This window comes from Kribbella alba, assembly GCF_039529635.1.
GTDB lineage: Bacteria > Actinomycetota > Actinomycetes > Propionibacteriales > Kribbellaceae > Kribbella > Kribbella alba.
The window spans coordinates 281,655-297,673 of the sequence record NZ_BAAANE010000007.1 but is presented as its reverse complement, the minus strand read 5'-3'; the positions used below and the strand labels follow the sequence as shown (position 1 = coordinate 297,673).

Annotated in this window: 15 protein-coding genes; 8 read left to right on the top strand and 7 right to left on the bottom strand. The window is 69.7% G+C overall.

The genetic code is table 11. The features are described from left to right. Positions 1-42 precede the first annotated feature (42 nt). Complete coding sequence (locus ABD210_RS19385) at positions 43-1,398, bottom strand: aminotransferase-like domain-containing protein (protein WP_344113132.1); 1,356 nt, start codon at positions 1,396-1,398, stop codon at positions 43-45. 158 nt (positions 1,399-1,556) lie between these two features. Between ABD210_RS19385 and ABD210_RS19380 the strand changes: the two genes are divergently transcribed. Further along, a complete protein-coding gene (locus ABD210_RS19380) occupies positions 1,557-3,212 on the top strand; it encodes a bifunctional 3'-5' exonuclease/DNA polymerase (RefSeq protein ID WP_344113131.1) in 1,656 nt (551 codons plus the stop codon). On the opposite strand, the gene ABD210_RS19375 is transcribed toward ABD210_RS19380, so the two are convergent. Then, the gene (locus ABD210_RS19375; RefSeq protein ID WP_344113129.1) at positions 3,194-4,177 is read right to left on the bottom strand and encodes an RNA polymerase subunit sigma-70; all 984 of its coding nucleotides are present in this window, start codon (positions 4,175-4,177) and stop codon (positions 3,194-3,196) included. The genes ABD210_RS19380 and ABD210_RS19375 overlap by 19 nt on opposite strands. A 2-nt stretch (positions 4,178-4,179) precedes the next feature. Then, the gene (locus ABD210_RS19370) at positions 4,180-4,665 is read right to left on the bottom strand and encodes a hypothetical protein (protein ID WP_344113128.1); all 486 of its coding nucleotides are present in this window, start codon (positions 4,663-4,665) and stop codon (positions 4,180-4,182) included. Positions 4,666-4,849: 184 nt separating this feature from the next. On the opposite strand from ABD210_RS19370, the gene ABD210_RS19365 reads away from it, so the two are divergent. Then, entirely contained in the window at positions 4,850-5,644 is a 795-nt protein-coding gene (locus tag ABD210_RS19365; RefSeq protein WP_344113127.1) for an S-methyl-5'-thioadenosine phosphorylase, read from the top strand. Continuing rightward, positions 5,641-6,711 carry an NAD-dependent epimerase/dehydratase family protein gene (locus ABD210_RS19360; RefSeq protein WP_344113125.1) on the top strand — a complete coding sequence of 357 codons (1,071 nt, stop codon included), beginning with the start codon at positions 5,641-5,643 and terminating at the stop codon, positions 6,709-6,711. The genes ABD210_RS19365 and ABD210_RS19360 overlap by 4 nt, the downstream gene beginning before the upstream one ends. A gap of 630 nt (positions 6,712-7,341) precedes the next feature. On the opposite strand, the gene ABD210_RS19355 is transcribed toward ABD210_RS19360, so the two are convergent. From ABD210_RS19355 to ABD210_RS19345, 3 genes are read right to left on the bottom strand one after another with little or no spacing between them, the layout of a single operon-like run. Continuing rightward, the gene (locus ABD210_RS19355; protein ID WP_344113123.1) at positions 7,342-7,611 is read right to left on the bottom strand and encodes an ATP-binding protein; all 270 of its coding nucleotides are present in this window, start codon (positions 7,609-7,611) and stop codon (positions 7,342-7,344) included. Then, positions 7,547-8,491 (bottom strand): sensor histidine kinase, encoded by a 945-nt coding sequence (locus tag ABD210_RS19350; protein ID WP_344113122.1) that lies wholly within the window; start codon positions 8,489-8,491, stop codon positions 7,547-7,549. The genes ABD210_RS19355 and ABD210_RS19350 overlap by 65 nt, the downstream gene beginning before the upstream one ends. After that, complete coding sequence (locus ABD210_RS19345; RefSeq protein ID WP_344113121.1) at positions 8,488-9,186, bottom strand: response regulator transcription factor; 699 nt, start codon at positions 9,184-9,186, stop codon at positions 8,488-8,490. Before ABD210_RS19345 ends, ABD210_RS19350 begins: the two co-directional genes overlap by 4 nt. 122 nt (positions 9,187-9,308) lie before the next feature. Between ABD210_RS19345 and ABD210_RS19340 the strand changes: the two genes are divergently transcribed. The 5 genes from ABD210_RS19340 to ABD210_RS19320 are packed head-to-tail and all read left to right on the top strand — an operon-like array spanning position 9,309 to position 14,418. Continuing rightward, positions 9,309-9,959, top strand: coding sequence for a glycosyltransferase family 2 protein (locus ABD210_RS19340; RefSeq protein WP_344113120.1), 651 nt, complete (start codon positions 9,309-9,311; stop codon positions 9,957-9,959). Next, a complete protein-coding gene (locus ABD210_RS19335) occupies positions 9,956-11,236 on the top strand; it encodes a DUF2064 domain-containing protein (RefSeq protein ID WP_344113119.1) in 1,281 nt (426 codons plus the stop codon). Before ABD210_RS19340 ends, ABD210_RS19335 begins: the two co-directional genes overlap by 4 nt. Continuing rightward, positions 11,236-12,879: a glycosyltransferase 87 family protein gene (locus ABD210_RS19330; protein WP_344113117.1), complete on the top strand. Its 1,644-nt coding sequence runs from the start codon at positions 11,236-11,238 to the stop codon at positions 12,877-12,879. Before ABD210_RS19335 ends, ABD210_RS19330 begins: the two co-directional genes overlap by 1 nt. Beyond that, positions 12,776-13,480, top strand: a complete 705-nt coding sequence (locus ABD210_RS19325; protein WP_344113115.1) for an ATP-grasp domain-containing protein — start codon at positions 12,776-12,778, stop codon at positions 13,478-13,480. The genes ABD210_RS19330 and ABD210_RS19325 overlap by 104 nt, the downstream gene beginning before the upstream one ends. Before the next feature lie 8 nt (positions 13,481-13,488). Beyond that, positions 13,489-14,418, top strand: a complete 930-nt coding sequence (locus ABD210_RS19320) for a pyridoxal-phosphate dependent enzyme (RefSeq protein WP_344113114.1) — start codon at positions 13,489-13,491, stop codon at positions 14,416-14,418. Here the strand turns inward: ABD210_RS19320 and ABD210_RS19315 are convergent. Next, on the bottom strand, positions 14,415-15,878 hold the full coding sequence (locus ABD210_RS19315; protein WP_344113113.1) for a glycosyltransferase family 87 protein: 1,464 nt from the start codon (positions 15,876-15,878) through the stop codon (positions 14,415-14,417). The genes ABD210_RS19320 and ABD210_RS19315 overlap by 4 nt on opposite strands. Positions 15,879-16,019 lie beyond the last annotated feature (141 nt).

Sequence of the window (16,019 nt, the reverse complement as noted above, 5' to 3'; positions counted from 1 at the left end):
AGCTTAGGTCGCGACAGCGGCTTATCTTCAGTCCACCTCAGATCAACTGGACTGAGCCAGCGCGGTCCCCAGCCGGGCCACCACCAGCCGCAGCGTGGCGGGCGGCGCGGTGAACGGAATCCGGATGTGCCGCCGGTCCGTCCCGTCCGGAGTGAACAGGTCGCCTGCCCCCAGCAGCAACCCCTGTTCGCGAGCCGTCTCCAGCACCCGGCGGGCCCGTACTTCGGTCAGCTCCAGCCAGAGCGTCATCCCACCGGTCGGAGTCGGCCAGGCAACGCCGTCGAGCGTCTTCAGCCCAGCTTCCAACGCCGCGAGGTTGGTCCGCAGCCGGGTCTTGCGCCGTGAGATCACCCGGTCGAGGCGGCCGAGGATCGCCTGCGCGAGCAGATCGTCCAGGGCGCTGGGCGAGGTGACGCTGAGCTGGGCGGCCGTGTTGATCCGCCTGCGCAGCTGCCGGCCGGTCCGGACCCAACCCACCCGCAGCCCGCCCCATACCGTCTTGCTCAGCGATCCGACGCTGACAGTACGGGGGTAGCGGCTGAGCGGCTCAGGTTGGTCTCCACTCGCGAGCCAGAGCGGCCGCATGGTCTCGTCACTGATCAGCGCCGCGTCGTATCGCCGGGCGATCTCGACCACGGCGGCCCGCCGGTCGGCAGGCAGGCTCAGGCCGGTCGGGTTGTGGTTGTCCGCCTGCAGATAGATCACCTTCGGCTTGTGTCGCCTGCACAGATGCGCGAGCTGGTCGGTGTCCCACACACCGGCAGGCCACCCGACCACGTCCAGCCGGTGCTTCCGCAGGAGGTCGAAGGCTGCCGGGTACGTCGGGGTCTCGGTGATTGCCACACCGGGTCCTAGGTCCAGCCCGGCCAATGCCGCATTGAGTCCAGCCGCGGCACCAACCGTGAGGGTGAGCTGGCCCGGCGCTGTCGGAACGCCCTCGACAGTGAGGCGCTCGGCCAACGCAGTACGAAGCTCTACTGATCCGCCGGGCGGCGGCCCGTCGCCGCCCATCGCGTGCGGCAGCCCGTCGGCCACGATCTGGGCAGCAACCTCCGCCACATCGTGCGGAGCCGCCGTGGTGGCGAACCGGAGATCCAGGACGGGCTGATCTCCCGCAGTGACGGTCGAGGCCGGCGCAATGGGATCCAGCAGCCGATCGAGCGGCCGCACATGCGTCCCGGAGCCGCGCTTGGTCTCCAGTACGCCGTCCGCCCGCAACTGGTCCAGAGCCCGTACTACGGTCACGCGGCTGAGCCCGAGTCGCTCGGCCAGCACTCTCTCGGAGGGGAGCCTCGACCCGATCGACAGGTCACCGCGTTCGATCCGGCGCAGCACCAGCGCCTCGACCTGCTCGGTCTTCGTCCCGTCCGCCGGATCCAGGTCGCTCCCCCGCCACATAAGTCCAGTCTTCCACCACTGGACTACCACCCCGCCACCGCCTCGCTAGGAGCTTGCGTCCGAAGAAGTGGAGGGCAGGACCCCCACTTCTTCGGACGCACAGCGGGGGGAGGTGAAGGTGGGGGGAATTGTCGGTGGGCGGTGTAAGGATCGGGGGTATGGACGAGCGGTGGGCGGTGGCGCCGGCGGAGGGTGGCGGGGCGTTGCTCGTCGCCTTGCATCCGGACGGTCAGCCTGCCGGTGAGATCCGGCACGAGGCGGATCTGGCGGCTGCGGTGGGATCGCGTCCACAGGTGACCCGATGGGTGTGGCGCTCGACGCCGGAGATCTATCCGCGCCTGCTCGCGGCCGGAGTGCGGGTGGAGCGGTGTTACGACATCGAGAGTGCCGAGGTGTTGCTGCTCGGGCACGAGGGGCGGCTGGGCGAGCCGCGGTCGGCGGCGGCCGCGTGGGCGCGGCTGACGAACTCGCCGGTGCCTGCTGATCCACCTCTGCGAGCAACCGACCCTGGCGAGCAGACGTCGCTGTTCGAGATCGAGGCCGAGCCGGTGTCGTTCGGGGCGCTGCTGAAGGTTTATGCCGACCAGCTCCGACGGCACCAAGAGGCCGAGCACCCGGACCGAATGCGGTTGCTCACGGCATCAGAGTCGTCCGGAATGCTCATCGCCGCCGAGATGGATCGCGCCGGCCTGCCGTGGAGCGCGGAGACCCATCGGGCGTTGCTGACCGAACTGCTCGGACAGCGATTCGCAGGTGGCGGTGAGCCGCGACGGTTGACCGAACTCGCCGATCAGGTCTCGGATGCCTTCGGGCGGCGGGTCAGACCCGACCTGCCTGCCGATGTGCTGAAGGCGTTCAAGCAGGCGGGATACCAGCTCAACTCCACTCGCCGCTGGGAGTTGCAGACCATCGATCACCCGGCAGTCGAGCCACTGGTCGAATACAAGAAGCTCTACCGGATCTACACGGCCAACGGCTGGACCTGGCTGAACGACTGGGTTCACGACGGCCGGTTCCGCCCGGGCTTCGTCCCCGGCGGCACAGTGTCGGGCCGCTGGATCACGAACGGCGGTGGTGGGCTGCAGATCCCCAAGGTGATTCGTCGCGCGGTGGTCGCCGATCCGGGCTGGCGGCTGGTGGTCGCCGACGCCGCCCAACTGGAACCCCGCGTGCTCGCGGCGATCTCGCGCGACCCGGCGCTGATGGAGGTCGCCGGGGCCGCCGACGACCTCTACAAGGCGGTCTCGGACAAGGCGTTCTCGGGTGATCGCGCGAAGGCCAAGATCGCCGTACTGGGTGCTATCTACGGGCAGACGTCGGGAGACGGGCTGAAGAACCTCGCCGACCTCCGGAAGCGGTTCCCCAAGGCGGTCGCCTACGTGGATGACGCCGCTCGGGCCGGCGAGGAGGGCAAGCTGGTGCGGACCTGGCTCGGCCGGACGTGCCCGCCGTCCGGCTCCCAACTGGACGCAGCCACCTTGGAAGGTCCGCCCGCCGACGAGCCACAGGTGGACGGCCGCAGGACCAGGGCGCGCGGCCGCTTCACCCGGAACTTCGTGGTCCAGGGCAGCGCCGCCGACTGGGCGCTGCTGATGATGGCCGCGCTGCGGCAGTCGATCACGGACCTCAAGGCCGAGCTCGTCTTCTTCCAGCACGACGAGGTGATCGTGCACTGCCCCGCGGAGGAGGCCGACGAGGTCGCCGCCGCGATCCAGGCCGCCGGCGACCTGGCCGGCCGCATCACCTTCGGCGCAACCCCGACCCGCTTCCCCTTCACCACCGCCATCGTCGAGTGCTACGCCGACGCCAAGTGATCCGGGAGGCCGAAGCGGGCGAAATCGGTGATCTCGAAGGCGGTCATCTCCGCGATCAGGCCGTTCTCGATACGGAAGACGTCGAAGCCGAACGGGCGGTAGATCGTGTCGCCGGGCTCGCGGAGATACGCCGCCAGCGCGGGCTGCCGGTTCAGACCGGCGACCAGGAACTGCCAGTGACCGCGGTACGAATTGCCGGCCGGATCGAGGTTGGCGGCCATCGCGCGCTCGGCGTCCGCTCGGCCGAGGAACCAGAACGGGTACGGCGGCATCGTGATCCGCACATCCTCGTGCATCAGGGCGACCAGCGCCGCCGGATCGGCCCGTTCGAATGCCTCCATGTACTTCGCCAGCAGCGCCTGCTCCTCAGCCGTCGGGTCACCCGAGGGGGCCCAGTCCAGACGTCGCGACGGCAGGTGCTCCCGCAGTACCGGCCGGGCTCGTTGCAGCGCGCTGTTCACCGCCGCCACAGTGAGCTCCGTCGCCGCGGCGGTGTCCTTGGCCGACCAGCCGAGCACGTCCCGGAAGATCAACACGGCCCGCTGCCGGGCCGGTAGGTGCTGGATGGCAAGGAGAAACGCGAGCTCGATCGTCTCGCGCCGGACGACCTTCTGGTCGGGTTCCTCGGCCCGGTCGAGCAGGACGTCCGGGAACGGCTGCAGCCAAGGCAGATCATCCCGCGCCGGCAGCGGCTTCGGAGGAAACGACGGCGGCTCGAGCTGGTGCGGCAACACCCGCTGCGGGCGACGCGACTCGTCGATGCACGCGTTGGTCGCGATCCTGTACAACCAGGCCCGGAAGCTCGACCGTTCCTCGAAGTCCCTACGCTTCCGCCAGGCCCGCAGCAACGTCTCCTGCACGAGGTCCTCGGCATCGTCGTACGAGCCGAGCATGCGGTAGCAATGCACCCGCAACTCATGCCGGTACTTCTCCGCCTCGGCGGCGAAGATGGTCTCGTCCGTCACCGTCAACTGCCGTCCTCCAGCTCGATCGTGCCTGGCATCGGCGCGTGCCCGGCCAGCCGGAACCAGGTGACCAGCCGTCGCCTCCGCAACTCCCGCGTCGACACCACTATGTCGTTGTGGAACCGCCGGGCCATCTGCACCCGCCGCATCGCCAGGCCCAGCTCACTCGCCCAGGGCTCCGCATCGGTGCCGGTCGCGCCGATCGCCCGGGTCAACGCCGACTCACAGTGCTCGCGCTCCTCCTCGCTCGCGGCGCGGGCGCGATGCGCGGCGTCCAGCAACAGCAACGACGACGCTGGATCCAGCACCCCGCTGCCGGCCAGCTCTGCCACGAGCGCCGAGCGGCGCGCGAGCTCCGTCTCGAGGGCCGCACGCGCAGTCGCCACCCGGTGATGCAGCCGGTCCAGCCGCCCAGCGGTCCAACTCCCATAGGCACCCAGCAGGAGCAGCACGGCCGCCACCGCGACGATCACCCAGGCGAGCTCCACCCGCCCATTCGACCATCCTCCGTTGCGCCGCAGGTGGACGACACCTTGCGGGAGTCTCACCGCCCGACGCCGACCGCGCCTTCCCAGCCCTCCGCAGTTCGACGAAGGCAGCCGGGATTACGGAGTGCTGACGGTCCAGCCGGATCGGGTAGTCGGCATCCGCGAGGCTCCTAGGGTCGGAGCCATGGCAGAAATCGGTGTGATCGGCGGATCCGGCTTCTACTCGTTCCTCTCGGAAGCTCGTCCGGTCGAGGTCGACACCCCCTTCGGGCCACCCAGCGAACCACCGGTCGTCGGCGAGGTGAACGGCCGCGAGGTCGCTTTCATCCCCCGGCACGGCGCGGACCACCGCTTCCCGCCGCATCGGGTGAACTACCGCGCCAACCTCTGGGCACTCCGCGAGCTCGGCGTCCGCCAGGTGCTCGGCCCGTGCGCGGTCGGATCGCTTCGACCTGAACTCACCCCCGGCACGTTCGTCGTCCCCGACCAGCTCGTCGACCGCACCTGGGGCCGTGCTCACACCGTGTACGACGGGGTCGCCGCTCCGGTCGTCCACGTCTCGCCGGCCGACCCGTACTGCGCTGTCGGCCGTCAGACGGTGATTGCCGCAGGCAACGATGAGGTGGTCCCGACCGGCACCATGGTGGTGATCAACGGTCCCCGGTTCTCCACCCGCGCCGAGTCGCGCTGGCACGCCGACCAGGGCTGGTCGATCGTCGGGATGACCGGCGCCCCCGAGGCATCGATCGCCCGGGAGCTCGCACTCTGCTACACCTCGGTCGCCGTGGTCACCGACCACGATGCGGGGATCGCGGCCGGCGACGGTGTCACGCAGGCCGAGGTGATCGCCGTCTTCGGCCGCAGTATCGGGCGCCTGAAGAACCTACTCACCGAGGTGATCGGCCAGCTCCCCAAGCCCGACACCGACTGCAGTTGCCGCCACTCGCTGGACGGCACCGCCGGAGAGGACCTCTGGTGAAGATCCTGCTGACCGGTGGCGCCGGCTTCATCGGCCGGCACGTCCATACCCAACTCGTTGCTGAGGGCCACGAGGTCACAGTGCTCGATTCCCTCCGCCGCGATGTCCACACCCACCGTCCACCACAGACCGAGAACCTCCTCGTCGCTGACATCCGAGACGCCGAGGCGGTCGGCAAGGCACTGACAGGAGTCGACACAGTCGTCCACCTCGCAGCCAAGGTCGGGCTGGGCGACGACCTCGACGACATGGACGACTACGTCAGCACCAACAGCCTCGGAACCGCCGTGCTGCTCCGCGAGATGGGCCGTCGGAACGTGCGCCACCTGGTCTACGCCAGCTCGATGGTTGTCTACGGCGAAGGCCGCTACGAATGCGACCGCCACGGACCCGTCGCCCCCGGACCCCGTCGGATCGAAGACCTCGACCATCGCCAGTTCGAGCCGCCCTGCCCGAGCTGCGGGGAGCCCCTTCGGCCGGGCCTCGTCGACGAGTCAGCGGCAGCCGATCCCCGCAACACCTACGCGGCGACCAAGCTGAACGGCGAACACCTCGCGGCCACCTGGGCCAGGGAAACCGGCGGCCGGGTCGCGGCGATGCGCTTCCACAACGTGTACGGACCCGGCATGCCCCGCAATACGCCGTACGCGGGCGTCGCGGCTCTCTTCCGCTCGGCGCTGGAACGCGGCGAGGCACCCAAGGTCTTCGAGGACGGCCGCCAGCGCCGCGACTTCATCCACGTCCGCGACATCGCGACCGCCGTCACCACCGCAGCCACCGCGATCACCACCACCGCAATCACCGCCGCCGCCAACACCACCGCAGCCAGCACGGACCACCCGCAGTTCGCGGCGTACAACGTGGGCAGCGGAACCGTGCGGACCATCGGCGACCTGGCCGAAGAGCTCTCCCGCGCGTACGCCGGACCCGCGCCGGTCGTCACCGGCGCCTACCGGCTCGGCGACGTCCGGCACATCACCGCGTCCTCCGACCGGATCCGCGCCCGTCTCGGCTGGAAGCCCGACTACGACCTCACCACCGGAATCGCCGATCTCCTCGGCAACTGATCCCCGGGTGCCACCCCGGCTCGGCTGCCGACCCGCAACCCGCCGCCCCCATCCCCGGCACCAGCCGGACTCCCCGCGCATGTGGTCGTCACCGGGTCAGCCCGGAGATCCCCGCACAGGCGGTCGTCACCGGGCCGACCCCGAGATCCCCGCACAGGCGGTCGTCACCGGGCCAGCCCCGAGATCCCCGCACAGGCGGTCGTCACCGGGCCAGCCCCGAGATCCCCGCACAGGCGGTCGTCACCGGGCCAGCCCCGAGATCCCCGCACAGGCGGTCGTCACCGGGCCAGCCCCGAGATCCCCGCGCATGTGGTGGTCACCGGGTCGAGCCCGGCCGGCCCGAGTGGGCCTGGTTGTTGTGCTGCGCCGCGACATAACCACTCGGCCTCTGCCTATGTCGCCGGCAAGACGCGCCTGCACCGCACTCCGGCCGGGCGTCCGCAGCCCGCCCAGTCCATCTCGCGTCGACGCGGCTCACCCCCGCGCCACTCGCAACCGACCCCGTCCGAACCAGGGCGTGGTCTTGCCGAGGAGTCCACCGGTTAGTAACAGACGCCCCAGGCCGATCAGCAGGCCGAACCGCGGACGACTTCAGCCGTCCGGGACTGGGCCGGGTGAGCCCCGTGATTCTCAGGAGCTGATCCCCACCGGCGGGAGTTCGATCTCGAAGGCGCAGCCGCCGTCGACGTTGTTCACGGCGATGCTGCCTTCGTGCGACTCGACCACCCCGCGGGCGATCGCCAACCCCAGACCGCCGCCGCTGCTCGACCCGTTGGCCGGTGTGCGCTGCTCGTCCCCGCGCCAGCCGATGTCGAACACCCGCTCGAGGTCGTCGTCAGGTATGCCACCACAGCCATCCGTCACCGCGAGCCGAACCCGTCCGTCCGCCTCGCGATCCACCGCCAGCTTCACAGTTCCGCCCGGTTCGGTATGGCGAATCGCATTGCCGACCAGGTTCCGTCACCGCCCGGGTGAGCTCGTCGGCATCACCATGTACTGCGAGCCGATCGTCGTCCGGTGGCGTCTCCACGGTCAGTGAGACACCCTCCGACCGGGCGTGTTCGCAAGTCTCCCCAGCCACGTCCTCCGCGAGCTCCCGGAGGCTGACCGCGGACCTCCGCCTGGGAGGTGGCGCCGCCGACAACCGGGACAGCTCGAACAGGTCGTCCACCAGCCCCGTCATCCGGTCGACCGTCGTCCGCATCTGCCTGAGCGCCCCTGGCACATCGTCGACGACCCCGTCCTCCAGCCCTTCGGAGACGGCCCGGAGCCCGGCGAGCGGCGTACGGAGATCGTGAGACATGAAGGCGACCAGTTCCCGTCGGCTGGCTTCCAGCGCGCGTTCTCGTTCACTGGAGGCGGCCAGCCGTTTGCGGGTCAGCTCCAGTTCATCGGTGAGCGCAGCGAGCTCGGCCGGCACGCTGCCGTTGGAGCCTGCAGCCGGCTCGTACGACGTACCCAGGTGGCGCAGGCGGCGGCCGACGTCACGCGAGCCCGCGGTGATCCAGTGCCCGAGCAGGACGGACATCGCCAGGCCCAACAGGGCCGAGAACGCCAGCGTCCAAAGCACCACGAGTGAGTCGTGTTCCGAGATGAACATCGCCCGCACGCTCTGCAGCACGGCGGCGAGCGCGGCGGCCATCGGAGCGAGGGCCACGACGATCATGGTGATGCGGAGCGAGCGGCGCCGGAACTGCCACAGGATCAGCCCGCCGATCGCGGCGACGATGAGGGTCCACCCCGTGGTGAGCGCCAGGATCATGGCGGTGTCGCGGTTCATCCGGCCTCACCTGCGAACCGGTAGCCGGTCCGCGGCACGGTCAGCACCAGCCGCGGATCGGACGGATCCAGCTCGATCTTCTCCCGCAATCGACGTACGTGCACGGTCACGGTGGACGAGTCGCCGAAGTCCCAGCCCCAGACCCGACGAAGGAGCTCGGCCTTGGTGTAGGCCTTGCCAGGATGCGCGACCAGGAAGGCCAGCAGGTCGAACTCGCGGTGCGTCAGCGACAGCTCGGCATCGTTGAGGAAGGCGGTTCGCGCAGCTGTGTCGACGGAGATCGGACCAGCGCTCAGCTTGGTCGGGGTCAGGTCCAACCCGCCCAGGCGTTCCTCCCGCCGCAGCATCGCCTGCACCCGCAAGGTCAGCTCCCGCGGACTGAACGGCTTGACCACATAGTCGTCGGCGCCGAACTCCAGGCCGACCAGCCGGTCCTCCTCCTCGCCACGGGCAGACAGCATGATCACAGCGGCGCCGTCGTCGGCCGCGCGCATCCGGCGCAACACTTCCAGCCCCGACAGGCCGGGGAGCATCACGTCCAGCACCACCACCGAGGGCTTCCACTGCTGCCAGACCTCGACCGCGGTCACGCCGTCGGCAACCACGCGGGCGTCGTAGCCGGCCTTGGTCAGGTACGCCGAGACCACGTTCGACACGGTCGGGTCGTCGTCCACCACGAGTACACGAGTAGCCACGCAACGAGCGTAGATCTTCGGCTGCCGGTCGAGCGCCTCCTCCCGCTGTCCGGATCGGGATGTAAGCGAGCCGTATTCGCCTTCCGCGCCAGCTCAGCGCGGAACTTCCCTACGGTCGAAGGGTGTCAGTCGATCTCATCCTCCCCTGCCTCAACGAGGCCGCCGCGTTGCCGTGGGTGCTCGGCCGCCTGCCCGCCGGGGTTCGTGCCGTTGTCGTCGACAACGGTTCCACCGACGGCTCGCCCGAGATCGCTGCCGATCTCGGCGCGGCTGTCGTTCCGTGCGAGGTTCGCGGGTACGGCGCCGCCTGCCACGCCGGGCTGGAAGCCGCCACGGCACCGGTCGTCGCCTTCCTCGATGCCGACGCGTCGCTGGATCCGCGCCAGCTGGTCCGGGTGACCGCGCCCGTCCTGGCTGCGCAGAGCGACCTGATGCTGGGTCGCCGCCGACCGGTCTCGCGGGACGCCTGGCCGTGGCATCTCCGGCTGGCCAACGCGGAACTCTCGCGCCGGATCAGGCGCCGTACCGGGACCCGGTTGCACGACCTCGGCCCGATGAGAGCCGCTCGCCGCGAGGCGTTGCTCGGCCTCGGCCTGGTCGACCGCCGCTCGGGCTATCCGCTGGAGACGGTGGTTCGCGCCGCGGACGCGGGCTGGCGGATCGCCGAGGTGGACGTTGACTACCTGCCGCGGGCGGGCCGCTCCAAAGTCACCGGGACGCCGCTCGGTGCTGCCCGAGCCGTCAAGGACATGACGAAGGTGCTCTCCCGATGACGGCCGGTAGCCTCATCGTCATCGCGAAGGAGCCCGTGCCGGGCCGGGTGAAGACCCGGCTGCAGACCGAGTTCACCCCGAGCGAGGCCGCCGCGCTCGCCCGCGCTTCCCTGGCAGATACCCTCGCCGCCGTCCGAGCCACCCCGGTACGCCGGTATGTCGTCGCGCTCGAAGGTGATTCCACGGGATGGCTGCCGCCGGGGTTCCACGTCGTACCGCAGCGTGGTGACGGCCTTGACGAGCGACTCGCAGCCGCCTTCGAGGACGCCTACTCGGGACTGCCGATGCTCCTCGTCGGCATGGACACCCCGCAGGTGACTCCCGAGCTGCTGATGGTCGACTGGGCGGGCCACGACGCAGTACTGGGACTGACTGAGGACGGCGGGTATTGGTGTCTTGGCCTGCGCAAGCCCGACCGCCGCGCCCTTGTCGGCGTGCCGATGTCAACTGATCACACCGGCGTGGATCAGCTCGAGCGGCTTCGGTCTCTGGGCTACAGCGTCCTCCTGCTGCCGATGCTGCGGGACCTGGATACGCCTGCCGATGCGGCTGCGCTGGCGGCCGCCTTTCCTCATCTACGGGTATCGCGGCTGCACCGGCGCTTGCAGCACTCGGCGCATCCGGGACTCCTCTTCGAGAAGGCGCTCGGCGGAGCACGGGTTGTTGCCACCGGCACCGATGGACGGGCGGTGCCGTCGCTGTCCGAGGTAGATCGCTGGCGAGCACCGGCCGATGCCGCGGATCGGTTGGCGCTGAGCCGCTGCGAGGGTCCCGTGCTGGACATCGGCTGCGGGCCTGGCCGGATTGTGACCGCCTTGGCCGAACGAGGGATCCCGGCTTTGGGCGTCGACATCTCCGCACTGGCGGTGATGCTGACGACCAAGCGAGGCGCTCCTGCCTTGCGGCGGCCGGTGCAGGAGCCGCTCCCGGGTGAGGGGCGCTGGGGCAGCGTCTTGCTGATGGACGGCAACATCGGCATCGGTGGAGCACCGAGGTCATTGCTGCGGCGGTGCGCCGAGCTGGTGCGGCCGGAAGGGCTGGTGCTGGTCGAGGCCGATCCCGATGACGACCTGGACGACCCTGCGCCGATCGTCCTCCGCAGTGCCGGCGGGCGGCGATCACATCCGTTGCCCTGGGCAAGGGTGGGCAGCCGCGCCGTACTCCGCTACGCGCAGGCCGCCGACCTCCGGGCCACCGAGGATTGGCGCGCCGACGGCAGAGCCTTCCTCACCTTCCGCCGCACCGCCTCCGTGGCCGAGCTCGCCCAGGCCTATTGATGGCTACCCGCCTCGGCCCGTTTGCCGGCGGACTGGTTGCGGCGGCCGCGTGCGCTGGGGTTATCGCGGCCGAGAGCGCCAGTTGGTGGCAGAATCCCGCCCTGCTGACGGCCTGTGCACTAGTCGCTGGGCTCGTTTGGGCGATCACGCGTCGTCCTGCGGGCCGCGGCGCTGTGCTGGGAGTGGTGGTGTGTGCGGTGCTGTGCCAGCTGCCTGGTCTGGTCGCTGCTCCCATCACCAGCACGGACGCCTATCGCTATGTCTGGGACGGCCGCGTGCAGCTCTCCGGCAGCTCGCCCTACTCCCATGTCCCGCTCGACGACGCCCTGGCCCGGTTGCGCGACCCACTGCTCTTCCCCGGCCTCTCCCCCACGGAGAAGTCCGGGGTGACCGGCCCACCCCGAGTGCCACACGACCCCGCCGCCGTCGCTGCCCTTTCGACGGACGATCCCCGAACCCTGATCAATCGTCCGCGCGTGCCGACCATCTACCCGCCCGTGGCCCAGGCGTACTTCACAGCGATGGCGCTGGTGACTCCCTGGTCTGCCGGCACGCTCGGACTCCAGGTAGCCGCGGCGGCACTCGCCGTCGTACTCACAGCACTACTCGCTGGAGAACTCCGGCGCCGCGGGCGTGATCCTCGCTGGGCGGCCCTGTGGGGTTGGTCACCGATCGTGGCTCTTGAGGCAGGAAATGCCGCACACGTGGACATCCTCGCCGCGCTGCTCATCGTCGCTGCGGTCATCACCGCCGCCCGACGCAGACCGATCGTCACCGGCTTGCTGCTGGGAGCCGCCGCCAGTGTGAAGCTGATCCCCCTGCTTCTCCTCCCGGCCTTCACCACCCGCCGGCCGCGGACACCTTTGGTTGCCCTAGGCACCTTCGTCGCGTCCTACCTGCCGCACCTCGCCGTCGCGGGCACCCTGGTCGTTGGCTTCCTGCCGGGCTACCTCACCCAGGAGGGCTTCTCCGACGGGAGCTCCCGCTCAGCGATTCTCGCGCTGGTGTTGCCTCCTGAGCCCCGTCAACTGGTCGCCGGGCTCCTCGCCGTCGGCCTCGCGCTCCTGGCGATCCGCCGGCACGGACGTGAGCCGATCGCCGTCACCTGCTGCTGGCTGTACGGCGCCGCGCTGTTGATCACCACGCCGACCTACCCGTGGTACGGACTGCCGCTGATCGCGCTCGCAGTACTGGCCGGACGGTTCGAATGGCTCGTCGTACCGGTCGCCGCCTACCTCGCCTACGCGAACTTCGGGCATGACGTCCGGCAGGGGCTGATCGACCTGGTAGCAGCCGGCATCGTGATCACCACGATCACTTTGCGTCACCGTCCGAGCGCCGGGAATGAGTTTGACGCGCCCCCGAGGCGCTCCGACACTGAAGGACGTGTCCACACGTATCGCTCTGGCAACGTCGGCGGGCTTCCCGGAACTGCACCCGGACGACCTGCCCCTCGTCGCCGCGCTCCAGGCCGCCGGGCTGGACCCGGTCGCGCGGGTCTGGACGGACCCGTCGGTCGACTGGTCCTCGTTCGACGCCGTGCTGCTTCGGTCGGTCTGGGACTACCACACCCGGTACGTCGAATTCGCCGAATGGCTCGGTCTGCTCGACAAGGCCGAGGTGCCGGTCTTCAACGACAGTGACCTGGTCCGCTGGAACGCCGACAAGAGGTACCTCCTCGAGCTCCGTGAGCGTGGCGTCGCGATCGTGCCGACCCAGATCGCCGCCGGCCCCTGTCTGCGCGAGGTGGTCGCCGGGCTGACCGGCCAGGAGATCGTCGTGAAGCCGACGGTCGGCGCGAACGCCCTGCAGACGATCCGCGGGATCGCCGGCTCGGACGAGCTCAGCCGCGCGATGGACGACCTGCCGGAGGCCGCGTACCTGGTGCAGCCGTTCCTGCCGGAGATCCAGTCCGAGGGCGAGTGGTCGCTGCTGTTCATCGACGGGGAGTTCAGCCACGCAGTACTGAAGCGCCCGGCCGACGGCGACTACCGCGTCCAGCTCGTCCTCGGTGGAACGTCTGCCCTGGCGGAAGCGCCGAGCGCAGTACGGGAAGCCGCCACAGCAGCCCTGGCCGCTGTCGACACCCGCCGCGCGCCGCTTTACGCCCGGGTGGACGGCGTCGTCGCCGGCGGCCGGTTCCTCCTGATGGAACTCGAACTCATCGAGCCCTACCTCTATCTGCTCGACTTCCCAGCCGCGGACGACAAGCTCGCCACCGCCCTCGCCGCCCGGCTGGACTGAGCTGGGGAATGCCGACACTCGAAGAGATCCGCCAGGCTGCCGCGGAGCTGGAAGGGCGGATTCATCGGACGCCGATGGTGGAATCGTCCGCGCTGAATCAGGAACTCGGGGCGCGGTTGACGTTGAAGGCCGAGTTGTTCCAGAAGACCGGCAGCTTCAAGGTGCGGGGCTTGCTCTACAAGACGCTTCGGCTGACGCCCGAGGAGCGCGAGCACGGCGTCATCACGGTTTCGGCTGGCAACGCGGCGGGGGCCCTCGCCTGGGCGGCGCGCGCGGCCGGCGTACCGGCGACCGTGGTGATGGCGAAGACCGCGGTGCCGGCGAAGATCGCGGCGGCCCGCGCGTACGGCGCTCAGGTGGAACTCGTCGACGGTGATCTGATGGCGGCGTACGAGTCGATCCGGGACGAGCGGAAGCTCACCGGCGTGCACCCGTTCGACGACCTCGACGTAATCACCGGGCACGGCAGCCTCGGCCTCGAGTTGCTCGCGGATCGCCCGGACATCGACACCGTCCTGGTCGGGGTCGGCGGCGGCGGCCTGATCTCCGGGGTCGCGCTCGCGGTCAAGCTGCTCAAACCCACGATCCGCGTGATCGGCATCGAGCCCGAGACCGCGGACGTGGTCAGCCGCAGCCTCGAAGCGGGCGAACCGCTGAAGCTGCCGACCTCGAAGTCCGTCGCCGACGGTCTGGCCGCACCTGTCTGCGGCACGCGCAACTTCCCGATCATCCAGCAGTACGTCGACCAACTGGTCCGCGTGAGCGAAGGCGCGATCGTCGAAGCCACCCGCCTGGTCATGTCCCGCACCAAGCTGGCCCTCGAACCAGCCGCCGCCGCACCCTTCGCCGCCCTGCTCGAGGGCAAGGTCCAACCGCACGGCCTCACCGCCGCGGTGGTCAGCGGGGGCAACCTCGACGTGTCGAAGCTGGTCCTCTAGGCGTGCGCCGGATCCAGCTGCCGCGGCGGTAGATCCGAGACCACCCCGTCACCGGGATCGTCGACGACATCACCCTGGCGAACCGGGTCGTTCTCCGGCAGCAGGATGTCCCGGCTCACCACCAGCATCAGCCACAGCGTGCCGGCCATCCGCAGGACTACGGCGAACCAGTAGATCTTGTCGGGCGCATCCGGCTGCCCAGGTGCGAGGAACTGGGCCAGATGCAGCCAGACCATCATCCAGTAGAAGCATTCGCAGGCCTGCCAGATCAGCCAGTCGCGAAGCCTGGGCCGGGCCAGTGCGACCAGCGGCAGCAGCCAAAGCACGTACTGCGGCGAGTAGACCTTGTTGACCAGCAGGAACGCGGCGACCACCAGGAACGCCAGTTGCGCGAAGCGAGGAGGTCGCGGTGCCATCAGGCCGAGGATCGCGATCGACAGGCAGAGGCCGGCGAAGATCACGATGTTCAGCCGGTTCACGTCGGTGACCTCGTGGCCGGCCAGCTTCAGCACGTACCAGATCGACCCGTAGTCACTCTCGCGCTGGTCGTTGAAGACCCAGAACGACATCCACTCGTTCTTCGCGAGCAGGTAGATCGGCGCGTTCACCAGGGCCCACGAAGCGCCCGCGGCGACAGCCGCCTGGAACCACGGCCACAGCTTCCGGCCGCGGATGCACACGATCAGCAGCGGCCCGAGCAGCAGGAACGGGTAGAACTTGGCCGCCGTTCCGAGGCCCAGCAGGATCCCGAACCAGATCGGTTTGCCGCGCGACCAGGCGAACATCGCGCCGGCCGTGAGGACTACGGCGAAGAGATCCCAGTTGATGGTCGAGGTGAACGCCAGCACCGGCGCAGCAGCGACGTACAGGGCGTCTAGTGGTTGGCCACGGGCCGCGCCTGGCCGGGAAGCGACACCTCGCGCGGTGGCGACCGTCAGGCCGACCAGAAAGAGCGCGCAGAGGAACAGCATCACGACGTTGACGACGAAGAAGACTCCGGCGGTGTCGCGCTTCTGCTCGACGGTGACGTCCTTCTTCGGATCGCCCGTGATGGTCCAGGTGATCTTCGCCGCGACCTCCATGAACCCGCCGGTCAGCACCGGGTACTCCAGCACCGGGTAGTTGCCGGTGTCCAGGAACGGCCGGTTGCCCTCAGCGAAGCCGCGCTCCTGATAGAGGTAACCGATGTCCGAATAGCACAGCGCCTTGAACGGCCGCCAACTCTGCCGGTCCCAGCCCGCCTCCATGCAGGGCGCCTTCTGCAGCACCCCGAGCGCGAAGGTGATAGTGCACACGGCGAGCGCGATCCGCAAGGGCGTCCACCAGGAGCTGCCGAGCCGGGCAAAACGGCCTGCCGCACCACCGAGGCCCACCGTCAGGCCGGCGACGGCCGGGTCGACTTCCGACGGGGCAGGCCGGGCCTGGGCGTCGGAGGTACGTCGTGAGGTCACGGTGGACATCGTCTCCTATTCGGTCAACCGCAAGCCAAGCGGCGCCCGCCAGGTTACCCACGACCCGCTCACGCGTGAACCACCCCACCCGCGACCGCCGCCGCGCGTTTGTCCACGTGACTCAGCTTTCGCTCAGCGCGGCAGGACAAA

Excerpts from the sequence above, each read along its gene's own strand:
- ABD210_RS19385 (WP_344113132.1), bottom strand. The coding sequence starts at position 1,398 with ATGTGGCGGGGGAGCGACCTGGATCCGGCGGACGGGACGAAGACCGAG.
- ABD210_RS19380 (WP_344113131.1), top strand. The coding sequence starts at position 1,557 with ATGGACGAGCGGTGGGCGGTGGCGCCGGCGGAGGGTGGCGGGGCGTTG.
- ABD210_RS19365 (WP_344113127.1), top strand. The coding sequence starts at position 4,850 with ATGGCAGAAATCGGTGTGATCGGCGGATCCGGCTTCTACTCGTTCCTC.
- ABD210_RS19350 (WP_344113122.1), bottom strand. The coding sequence starts at position 8,491 with ATGAACCGCGACACCGCCATGATCCTGGCGCTCACCACGGGGTGGACC.
- ABD210_RS19335 (WP_344113119.1), top strand. The coding sequence starts at position 9,956 with ATGACGGCCGGTAGCCTCATCGTCATCGCGAAGGAGCCCGTGCCGGGC.
- ABD210_RS19330 (WP_344113117.1), top strand. The coding sequence starts at position 11,236 with ATGGCTACCCGCCTCGGCCCGTTTGCCGGCGGACTGGTTGCGGCGGCC.
- ABD210_RS19320 (WP_344113114.1), top strand. The coding sequence starts at position 13,489 with ATGCCGACACTCGAAGAGATCCGCCAGGCTGCCGCGGAGCTGGAAGGG.
- ABD210_RS19315 (WP_344113113.1), bottom strand. The coding sequence starts at position 15,878 with ATGTCCACCGTGACCTCACGACGTACCTCCGACGCCCAGGCCCGGCCT.